The organism is Rhodanobacter sp. Col0626, assembly GCF_049994385.1.
In the GTDB taxonomy this organism is placed as follows: domain Bacteria; phylum Pseudomonadota; class Gammaproteobacteria; order Xanthomonadales; family Rhodanobacteraceae; genus Rhodanobacter.
Genome location: NZ_CP188260.1, coordinates 1,490,922 through 1,501,199, shown reverse-complemented (window position 1 = coordinate 1,501,199; position 10,278 = coordinate 1,490,922). Strand labels below are relative to the sequence as shown.

Annotated in this window: 7 protein-coding genes and 1 tRNA gene; 1 reads left to right on the top strand and 7 read right to left on the bottom strand. The window is 61.1% G+C overall.

Features of this window, described 5'->3' with window-relative positions; all coding sequences use genetic code 11:
* Window position 1: 1 nt before the first annotated feature.
* The gene (recD, locus tag ACPPVV_RS06205) at window positions 2–1,981 is read left to right on the top strand and encodes an exodeoxyribonuclease V subunit alpha (protein WP_426702592.1); all 1,980 of its coding nucleotides are present in this window, start codon (window positions 2–4) and stop codon (window positions 1,979–1,981) included.
* A 90-nt stretch (window positions 1,982–2,071) separates the two neighbouring features.
* On the opposite strand, the gene ACPPVV_RS06200 is transcribed toward recD, so the two are convergent.
* The 7 genes from ACPPVV_RS06200 to ACPPVV_RS06170 form a co-directional block, all read right to left on the bottom strand.
* Window positions 2,072–2,668, bottom strand: coding sequence for a GspH/FimT family pseudopilin (locus ACPPVV_RS06200; RefSeq protein ID WP_426702591.1), 597 nt, complete (start codon window positions 2,666–2,668; stop codon window positions 2,072–2,074).
* Window positions 2,665–3,093 carry a type IV pilin protein gene (locus ACPPVV_RS06195; RefSeq protein ID WP_426702590.1) on the bottom strand — a complete coding sequence of 143 codons (429 nt, stop codon included), beginning with the start codon at window positions 3,091–3,093 and terminating at the stop codon, window positions 2,665–2,667. The genes ACPPVV_RS06200 and ACPPVV_RS06195 overlap by 4 nt, the downstream gene beginning before the upstream one ends.
* A complete protein-coding gene (locus ACPPVV_RS06190) occupies window positions 3,083–6,952 on the bottom strand; it encodes a pilus assembly protein (protein ID WP_426702589.1) in 3,870 nt (1,289 codons plus the stop codon). The genes ACPPVV_RS06195 and ACPPVV_RS06190 overlap by 11 nt, the downstream gene beginning before the upstream one ends.
* 212 nt (window positions 6,953–7,164) lie before the next feature.
* Window positions 7,165–7,836, bottom strand: coding sequence for a pilus assembly PilX family protein (locus ACPPVV_RS06185; protein WP_426702588.1), 672 nt, complete (start codon window positions 7,834–7,836; stop codon window positions 7,165–7,167).
* Window positions 7,837–7,854: 18 nt separating this feature from the next.
* Entirely contained in the window at window positions 7,855–9,243 is a 1,389-nt protein-coding gene (locus ACPPVV_RS06180; protein ID WP_426702587.1) for a PilW family protein, read from the bottom strand.
* Window positions 9,240–9,776: a type IV pilus modification protein PilV gene (gene pilV, locus ACPPVV_RS06175; RefSeq protein WP_426702586.1), complete on the bottom strand. Its 537-nt coding sequence runs from the start codon at window positions 9,774–9,776 to the stop codon at window positions 9,240–9,242. Before pilV ends, ACPPVV_RS06180 begins: the two co-directional genes overlap by 4 nt.
* A gap of 406 nt (window positions 9,777–10,182) precedes the next feature.
* A tRNA-Thr gene (locus ACPPVV_RS06170) sits at window positions 10,183–10,258 on the bottom strand.
* Window positions 10,259–10,278 lie beyond the last annotated feature (20 nt).

Sequence of the window (10,278 nt, the reverse complement as noted above, 5' to 3'; positions counted from 1 at the left end):
CATGTCGCATGAAGCCCTGTTCGGCCTGCTCGACCAGGACGTTGCCCAGCAGCGATTGCGCCCGCTGGACGTGGCGCTCGCCCGCTTCCTCGCCGGACGCGACGCCAGTGCCCCGCCGCCGTTGCTGTGGCTGGCGGCCCTGCTCAGCCGCCAGGTGGCCGACGGTCACCTGTGCCTCGACCTCGATGCACTCGTCGAACTGGCCGACGAGCAGGCCTGGCCATACGCGTGGCGCCAATGGCTGCGCGATTACCAGGACCAACCCGCAGCGACATTGACCTCGTCGCTGATGGCCGACGGCCATGACGGCCTTCCGGTCGAGGCTCCGTTGGTACTCGACGGAACCCGCTTGTATCTGCGCCGTTACTGGAACCATGAGCGTCTGGTGGCAACGACCATCCGCGAAAGACTCGCCCGTCCCCAGGCCGCACCCGAAGAGCTCGCCAGCGAACTGACGCGACTGTTCCCCGCCGCCATCGACAACGACCAGCCCGACTGGCCGAAGATCGCCTGTGCGCTGGCAGCGCGCGGCGCGTTCACGGTCATCACCGGCGGGCCCGGCACCGGCAAGACCACCACCGTGGTGCGTTTGCTCGGTCTGCTGCAGACACTGCAGCTACGCGAGCACGCACGACCACTGCGCATCCGGCTTGCCGCACCTACCGGCAAGGCCGCGGCCCGGCTGAACGCCTCCATCGCCGCCCAGCTCGCCCAGCTCGACGTGGACGATGCTGTCCGCAGCGCGATACCTGCCGCCGTCGACACCTTGCACCGCCTGCTGGGCGCACGTCCGGACACGCGCCGCTTTCGTCACGATCGCAGCAACCCGCTGCACCTGGACGTGCTGGTGATCGACGAGGCGTCGATGATCGATCTGGAAATGATGTCCGCCGTGCTCGCCGCGTTGCCTGCGGCGGCACGGCTGATCCTGCTCGGCGACAAGGACCAGCTGTCCTCGGTGGAAGCCGGTGCCGTGCTCGGCGATCTGTGTCGCCGCGCCGACGAAGGCCACTACGACACCGCCACCGCCGACTGGCTGCAGGCGACCACGGGCGACAACATCCACGCGTTCACCCGCAGCGATGCGCAACCGCTGGACCAGCAAGTCGCCATGCTGCGGCACAGCCACCGTTTCGGCGACAGCAGCGGCATCGGTCAGCTGGCACATGCCGTGAACGCGGGCGATACCCACACGGCGCATGCCTTGCTCGACATGCCCCCGATCGACCTCGCATGGGAGCCATCGGCCAGCCACGCGCAACTGGCCGACATGGCGATCGAGGGCAACCACGTTCACTTCACCCACACCGATGAAGCCACCTCACCGTGCGGTTACCGGCACTACCTGGAACTGCTGCAACGCCATCGCCCAGCCCTTCATGCCGATGGCACCGCGCACGACCAATGGGCGCGTGACGTGCTGCAGGCATTCAACCGGTTCCAACTGCTGTGCGCGCTGCGCCACGGCCCCTATGGCGTGGAAGGGCTCAACCCGCTGCTTGCCGAAGCCTTGCACACACGTGGATTGATCGACACCAGCCTCGGCTGGTACGAAGGCCGCCCGGTCATGGTCACCCGCAACGACTACAGCCTTGGCCTGGCCAACGGCGATGTTGGCATCTGCCTGCGCATGCCCGACGAACAGGGCACACCGCGCCTGTCCGTGGCCTTCCTCGCCAATGCCACCGCAGGTTCGGCCATCGGCACGCGCATCCGGCATGTGCTGCCTTCGCGACTGGGCGATGTGGAAACCGTCTACGCCATGACCGTACACAAATCGCAGGGTTCGGAATTCGAACACACCGCCCTGATCCTGCCCGCCGACGCCAATAACATCCTCACCCGCGAACTGCTCTACACCGGTATCACCCGTGCCCGCCGCTGGTTCAGCCTGTTCGGCAGCCACGCCATCGTCGACAGCGCCATCATGCAACGCACGCGCCGTTACTCGGGACTGGCCGAGCGTCTGGGCGGGGTGTGACATGGTCGATCCGTGCAACAAACCACTCACGGTCCCAACGGGCCCAACTCCCTTCCTTGCTTAAGGTGAAAGGCAAGGGGCATCTTGCCCTCAGCTTGGTGTGCAACTCTCTGCGTTTGTCAGAGTCTTCGCGGTGACGCCGCCGGACCCATTTACATCCAATTCCGCCCCGGGCACCTTGGTCGTACTTTCGCCGACATCGGTACTGTCACCGCTGCGGTAACAGGTCAAGAAAGTCAACGGAGTGCTTGGGTTGAGCTGGCCTTGCTGACCGAACGTAATGACAGCACTCTCCTTGGTGCGCACCGACACCCCGGTCCGGGCCGTGGTAGCACGCAGCAGGATCGACTTGCCCGAGTCAAAGGTCTGGTTCGCAGAAGCCGCACCGGCGGGATAGGTATAGACCATCCACCCTGATTCGTAAGTCGTGACATCGGCGCATGATGCCCCGTTGTCCGTACTGGGGCACATCGAAACCAGCTGACCGCGCGTGATCGCCTCCCCACGTGCATAAGCCAGACTCGCAAGCAATTCATTGCTGGCTGAGCTGACCTGGTTGCGATGAATCAGGTCGCGAAAACCGGGTACGGCGATCGCCACCAGGATCGCCGCCACAACAATCACCACCATCAATTCGACCAGGCTGAAACCACTCTGGCGGAGGGGCCTGACGTCCACGGCGCTCACCAGCAACTGCCATTGGTGGTGGTACCGGATGACGCCTTGACCCCGGCATTGGTGATCGTGAGGTTTCCGCAATCGTCTTGGGCCTGCCCCCCCTGCGGAGTCGCCGTCGCCGTGAATGATTGCGAACTGCTGGCAGCAGGAACATCAATGCTGACCGAGTAGTAACCCTTCTCAGACATGGGGTCGGTGTAACCGATGTCGGTCATCCCCCCATAGACGTTGTTGGTCGCATAAAACCGCTCCTGCGCGTTGGCGACGCGAAGCAGCAATTCCTGACCGTCGACCCGGTGGGCGCGAAAGGCATATCGACCGTAAGTCGGTATGGCGATCGCGGAGAGAATCGCAATGATCGCCACCACGATCATCAGTTCAAGCAAGGTGAAGCCTTGCGATCGTCCCATGCCAAATCCCCTGTCATTGCCCATTGTTCAACTCCAGCCAGGAACGACGGCGCCAGATTGGAGCATCGAGAGTCAGTGGCTTGGTCGGGTCGTCCTTCTTGCCCGTGAGTGTCAACCCCGGAAGAATCAGGCTACCACCGCCAGCCTTGGTGGCCACCGGCAGACTACCGCTCGTGCGTACGTTGTTTACGCGCGCCCCGACATAGGGGATGCCACCCAGTGACGTTACACCCAGCCCTGCGCCACCGGTGGTGGCATCGAGCGCCATGATTGCACCCTGTACATTCGGATTGCAGGGATCGCTGCTGCCGGGTATCAGGGTGGAGATGATCACGGTGTTGCTGGCGAAAATAGCCGATGGCGTGACTACCACCCGCTCACCTGCTGCCGACGAAATGTTGAGATCGATGTACCAGCCACCAAGCGTCGAAGGCACCGTATTGCTGGTGACGGCGCGCAGTGTGGCGCCCTCGTTGTCGTCCGTACCCGCCGTCTCCGTCAACGTCTGCACTTGCAGGTCTGCATGGGTAACCGTCACCGGCAGGCCTTTGGTGTCCAACTGGTCACGGATGCCGTAAATCGACTGAGTAACCGCACTGACGCTGGTGTTGTCTCCGGAACCCAGATACTTGCCGGTACCAAATACCACCATGAAGCGGTTGGTAGCCGGGTCAGGGAACAGACGTGGCATCACCGTGATCGGCTGGGCACCCTGGGTCGCCGGGTTGTAGGCCTGGGTTACCGTCCAGTTCGCGGGGTCAGCATTGCTGAGATCGAAGCGCCAGAGGTTGCCGGCCAGGTCACCGGCGTACGCCACATCATCGACCTGGTTGTTGTCATAGTCGCCCAGCACCGGCGACGTCAGACCATAGCTGGTCACTCCGCTGATGCTGGTGGGTGTTTTCAACTCAGCGATCATCGCTCCGGTTTGCGCGTTCAGCACGAACAGCGAGCTGTACGTGTTGCCGTCCGTATCCTTGGGCTGTGTTGGATAGCCGGTGGTATTGCATATGACCGGGCGATCGGTCTGGCTGCAGTCCGGGAAGTAGCCGCTGGGCACGATCACTACCCATGTGCCGTTGGCGAGCCGGCCGACGTTGGGCTGGCCATAGGTGTAACCCAGATGGCTGGCATCGCAGGTGTCGCCCTCGCTCTTGCTGCCGTAGACCACGCAATCCGACGGCGCCTTCGTGTCCCAATCGAATTCCCACAACACTTTTTTGAGGCCGCTGGTCGTTTCATCCAGCGCCGTTGGATCAGTGACATCCAACGCGTACACACCACGCCCGCCCAAGCGCAAACCGCCCACCAGGATGGAATGCCATTCCGCGGATGATCCATCACTGAAGAATACGTCACGCGCTACCGGCGTGGCATCCACGGTGGGCGCGAATTTGAAGCTGCTCGCGCTGGTGAGATTGCCCAGGTTTGCGTACACCGCACGCGGCACATACGCCCAAGCCTCCGAACCGTTGCCGGCATTGGCATAGGTGGTGCAGACACCGGTAGTCGGATCGGTGTCGGTGCAGGTTGGTACCGGCGCATTGAAGGCATGCAACATGCCGTCATTAGCGCCCACATAGAGCATGGCTGCACGGTCGGCATGCTTGGTTACGAAGGCGTCGTACGACTTGTCATCGGTGCTGCCATTACTCGCTGCTGCAGCTACTGCCTCAACTGAGCCGGACGGCCAATTTTCTGTGTAGCCACTGGCGGGGTAGCTCAAATACACGCCTTGCGAGTTGATGATGGCACCGAGCAGGCTGCTGCGCGTACGCATCACACCGCCCGTTTCCTGGGTGCGCACACCGCGCAGATAATCCACTCGATTGGCCAGGGTATCGTTGGTCTTGTCCGTGGCGGTTGGTGCATTCAGTCCCGCCTTTTCACTCGCATCAAACGAAGCCGTCGGCTGAAAAGCCATGCCGCTGAGATCACCCGTGGTGCCATCCCTGCTGGCGGTGAGAACCTTGCGCTTGGCCGGTGGGGTCTTGCTGGCGTCACTCAGAGTCGCGCCCGCATCCCACATGAATGTGCCGGTGGTACCGTCGGCATTCAGCACGTAAGCCTGCAACACGCCGGTCCAGTCGATCGAGCTGTAGCCGGTATTGAAGGCCAGCGCGCCGGTAGTCAACACGCTGGCGTTGATTGCGCCCGTGGTGGGCTGAGCTCCACGCGCGCTGATGTTGCTGAGCACACTGCTGAGCTGGTCGACCAGGTTCTGCGGGTTGGCGGCGCTGAAGAACTGGCCACGGCCGGCAAGGGCGGCATGCCACGTATCGTCGATGTTTTCCGCTATACCACTGCCCTTGCCGTTGGGGGTCGGCCAACCCACCTTGGTGCTGGAATTCTTCACTCCCTTTCGCAAATTGCAAGCGTCGGTCGCGGCACCCGAGGTTTCCGTGCAATCGGTATTGTCGGAGTTGTTGAGCGTGCCGCTGACCCCCAGACCGATCAGGTACTCCGCCAGGTGCGGCCAGTTGGCCGGGTCGTTCTTGGGGTTGAAGTAAATCTCGTCGTTGACGTTGGCGTTATTTGGGTATTTGTTCGACGAAGTGGCAGTCGAAGGCACCACCCCGATACGCGTATTCGTAATATACGGTGCTACATATTTACCGTTTGCCGGGTCATACAAATCAGAACGCAGGTTGGTCGCCCAATAGTGGAACGCGATATCGGACAGCGAGGCATAACCCGTGTCCCCCGTATCGTGCACCGCACTGTAAATGGATGTAACGCCTGCACTGGCGGGGTTGGGATAGTCCGTACCGTCCGGCAACTGCAGCGTACTGGCCGGCAGGGTGAGATCGGCATACTTCGGGCCATCTTTATCGCCGTTCCACAGACCATCGGTCATTATCACGTGGAAGTTTTGGCGGCAGCTCAATTCGTCGCCGTCACCCTTGCCGCTCACCGGTGGCTGCCAGTACGGATCATGCAAATCACCGGTACCACCCTTGTTGCCGTTGCCACGCATGAAAAACTTGCCGGCGCGGTCGGCCGCGCTGCGCGTGGGAGTACCGCCACTCTTGCCAACCTGGAAAATCCAGTTGAAGAAATCGCTGCGGTAACACGCCGGTGAAGTCTTTACGGCGCCCGTTTGTTGACCTTGGGAGCCAAGCGTCAACGACTTGTCTTTGCTGTCAGCCAAACAGTCGGCCGGTGTGGTGTCGATCAGGCTGCTGATGAGGGTGGCATCGGGAAGATCGTAGGTGCTGCTGTTCAGATTCTGCCATGCCACGCGGAGCGTGCTGCCGTAACCGCCATCCTTAGTAGTTGCGGCGAGGGTGGTTGCACCGAATACGCGCGATAGCGACGTGCGCGCCATCAGATTGCGATCGTGGTAGTACGCCCACCAATTAGCCCAGTTCTGGTACTGATCGGAAGGAACCGGAACTGCTGTCCAGTTACTGTTCGTATACAGGTCGCCAAGGTTGGATGGAACACCAAAGCCGTTGTCCTTCAGTGCCGGCCCGGTGTAGCGGTAGTAGTAAGGGCCGCCACTGTTATCCAGCGGACTTTTACTGTCGCTAAGGCAAGTCCATCGCTTATCACTAGAACCGCTCTTTGTGCCTGTGAACGAGGTCGTGTTGCTGCCACCAGAAGGACTCAGTGGACGATTTGCTGTGACACCGTCGTCCAAAACCTTTTTCAAAGTCGCATCGGCGTCTGGAAAAGCATTGCCGTCAGCGTTGACCGGCGCGGTATAGTTGACATTGGGGTTGTAGTACACACCGTTCATGACATGCGTACCGAGACCTGTGGTTGCGCTGGCATCAATCACACCTGCGCACTCCCAGCGACTACCCCAGCCCTTGTTGTCGAACGGCCGGTTGTCGCCCATGTAATCGAAGTCCATCGACCCCGAGTCGTCGAACGTCACCACCACATTCGGCGGCACGGCTTGGGTCTGGTTGGGTGGCGTGGGACTGAGCTCCACCGAACCAGAAGGGGGCGGCGTGGTCGCCGCGTAAGCCACTGGCGTAAACGGTGCGGACAAGCCGCCGGCCAGGGTCAACAGCAGCGCCAACGTGACCGGACGGCCATGGCGTAGAAGTTGGCGGGATGGGGTCAGCATGACTTGGATGCTCCGGCTCAATTGTTGGCTTGCGCGTCGAACGTGCTTTGCAGCACGCGCACGGTGTTGGCGCTGCCGCCGGTCGCCCGCGCGGTGATGCGAAAGATATGTGTGCTCACGTTGCCGGACGCACCATTATTGGGACCGGTAACACCAGACTCATGTTGTGAGCCACTGATGCCTGGCGGCATTTCGACACCGAGATCCTCGATGAGATACACCGGGTCTTTCGCCAGACGCGCGGTAGCCAGAGCGCTTCCGGTATAACCACTGTCGTTCGGCCCCTTGTACGTGGTGCCGATATCGGAAACCCAGCCCTGGCTGGTAAGGAACTTGGTGACGTCGCCGTCGGCGCCGTACGGTGGATTGCTGGCACTGAAGATGGTGCAACCGTCGTCGCTGGAGATGGAACCGTTGAAGCAATTCAGGTGCGAGCCGACCGTGAGGGTCCGCGTCCACAGCTTCCACTCGGCGCCACGCAACGCGGTCTCCGCACTCATGCTGGCTTGCTGGCTGTTGCGCAAACCACCGACCATGCGCTCTTGCAGGAGCGATCGGCCGCTAGCACTAAGCGCAAGTATCGTGAGCAGCAGCAAAAAGATCAGTGCGACCACCAATACCACGCCGCTCTGGAGTCGACGTGCACTCAATCGAGCAGCCGGCACGCGAAATCGTTGGGATGTGATCATGCTCTTTTTCTCCGCATATCACGGGTTGAAATTGCGTACGGCGATGAGCGCAGTAAATTCGCGCCTCAACATCTGATCGACGAAGCCCTGGTCGCTTGGCTTGATGGCATGACTGGCGGGCGGCGTCAAAGCGGTCGTGGTGGTATCAAACGAGTAGGTGTATTGCTCCTCGTTCGGGGTCAGCGTGTAGAGCGGAATCTGACCGTCCATCAACAGATCCACCTCGACGCTCTGCACTGCGCGCCACAAACAACCCTGGATGGGTGCGGGAGCTACCGGATTGGCTTCGCCGGGTGGGCAGGCAATGGCGTTGCCACTGGCGTCCTTGGCGGTGTCCACCTGCTCTGCGGTGAGGAACTGGGTGTCGCCGGTCTTGCTGATCACCCCGTATTTGAAGTCCAGCCGCTCGATGCCACGTACCAGTTCGTCCTCGGTACCACCGCGGGTAGTCTTGTTGTCTTCGCCGCCATTGACTCGACGAACCAGCGCGCCGGTGGTATGCCCGTTCCCGGCATCGACCACCTTCAGATAGTAGGTCACCGTTTGGAAGTCACGATCAAAGTCGAACGCCTTCACCGCATTCGTTCCAACCATCGCGGTCGGCATACTGAAATTGGCGGTTGATGGAACGAGCGTAGCGGTACCCTGTCCTGTCACCGCGAAAACCTGTGCATTCGAATAGTTCGCAAGCATGATCAGGTGACCGGTTTTGACATCGGTCACCGGCGGCTCGCCCGACATCGGCTTGAGATCGATCTGCTTGAGCGTATTTCCGTCAGTGTCGGTGGTGAGCGTGCTGCCAGTGATGGTGCTGTTGGACGGCTGGATCGCCCACCCACGGGCCGGGTTGAGATAACGCATCGTTAGCACCGACGCGCCCTTCACGCGAGTGTCGGCAACGGTGCCCATGGCCGGAATGGTCGCTATGCTGTCGTTTGGATCAATCGGCGTACAGTCGGTGATGGTGCAATCGTAGCCACGCATCGACAAGAACGAGGGCATCGAATACGGCCCGCTAGTCGGTTTGACTGGGTAGGGATCACCCCAGCTCGTGGTTACGTCGCTGAGCGCATCCAACAACAGGTTACTGCTTGCATCGTTCGCGTAAACGGATGGCGCGCGCAGGCCGTCGAGATAAGGCAGGCCAGTGCCACTCTGGCTGGCATTGCCGCCGCTGGTGGTGCCGTACTGGCTGTTGAGCATGCCTAGATCGTCCCTGATTCGTGCAATGGCGAAACGTCCCTCCTCCTGCAACGTAGCCAACTGTGTTTGCGCCTTGTTGCTGCTTGAGGTCGATGCGAACACGGTGACAATGCCAGCGGCGACCAGCAGTCCCAGCACCATCGCCACCATGAGCTCAATCAGGGTAAGGCCGGATTGACGGGATGAACGGATGGAGACCCTCACGGCTGAAACTCCCACGCAAAAGTCTGCGTTTGCACCGATGGATCATTGAGGTGCTCCTTGTCTCCGGCACTGCGTTCGTGCCAGTTGATGCTCATCGCACAACTACCGCCGAATGGTGGTCGCTTGTCCACTTGACCGCCACCGACGGGGTCGTAACCGGCTCCGGTCTTGCTGCAGGCGATCTCCGCCGTGGCGCCCGGTGGCAGAAAGGTCTTCAACTGGCTGCTCCACATTTGCTGGTCGTGCGTAGCCAACTGCGCAGGTGTGCAACCCGCCGCGCAATCCTGGGTAGTAGAAACCGGGTAGCTGGCGCTGTTGTAGTCGCCGCCCCACACGCCTATCGGGTTGGCACTCATGCGGTCGGCCATGTTGTGCGCCAGGTACGTGACCTGGGTTCGCAGGTAACCGGCCTGGTTTGAACGCGTGGCCACCACCATCAGGCTGGCCAGACCGATCAGGCCGATGCTGAAGATCAGCACGGCCATCATCACCTCGATCAACGAGACGCCTCGCTGACGCGACAAGACTTGCATGGAATTCTCCCTGATACCCCTAGCGCGCACTGTACCCATCCGCCCTGCCCCAACCATCCCCCAGCCGACAGGCGGTAGAAATTGTCCGATGAGCGGCCAGCGGCGGTGCCGGAAAGGTGATTGCGGTCACGTGCGGATGGCAATCGGCTTGGGTCCCACCCTGCAGCAGAAATCGGGAAGTGCCGGTCGACCTCAATTAAAATCGACCGCATCGCCTCCCTGAGGGAATGCTCAGGCCAACCACTCGTGGCTGCCGGTCTTGCCGTCGCTGTACCCAATCCTTGATGTAAGGCCTGTCTTCGCCCGTCAAATCGGCACGACCAGGAAACACACTGGCGGCTGGGGCTTGAGCAGAAAAAAGCCCCGGAAAGCATTGGCTTTCCGGGGCTTCGGATCTTGCAGGAACTGGTGCCGGAAATAGGAATCGAACCTACGACCTACGCATTACGAATGCGCCGCTCTACCAACTGAGCTATTCCGGCAAAGAGCCGCGGATTTTACG

What these genes read in the sequence shown, in the direction of transcription:
- recD (WP_426702592.1), top strand. Translation starts at nt 2, where the DNA reads ATGTCGCATGAAGCCCTGTTCGGCCTGCTCGACCAGGACGTTGCCCAG.
- ACPPVV_RS06195 (WP_426702590.1), bottom strand. Translation starts at nt 3,093, where the DNA reads ATGGGCAATGACAGGGGATTTGGCATGGGACGATCGCAAGGCTTCACC.
- ACPPVV_RS06185 (WP_426702588.1), bottom strand. Translation starts at nt 7,836, where the DNA reads ATGATCACATCCCAACGATTTCGCGTGCCGGCTGCTCGATTGAGTGCA.
- pilV (WP_426702586.1), bottom strand. Translation starts at nt 9,776, where the DNA reads ATGCAAGTCTTGTCGCGTCAGCGAGGCGTCTCGTTGATCGAGGTGATG.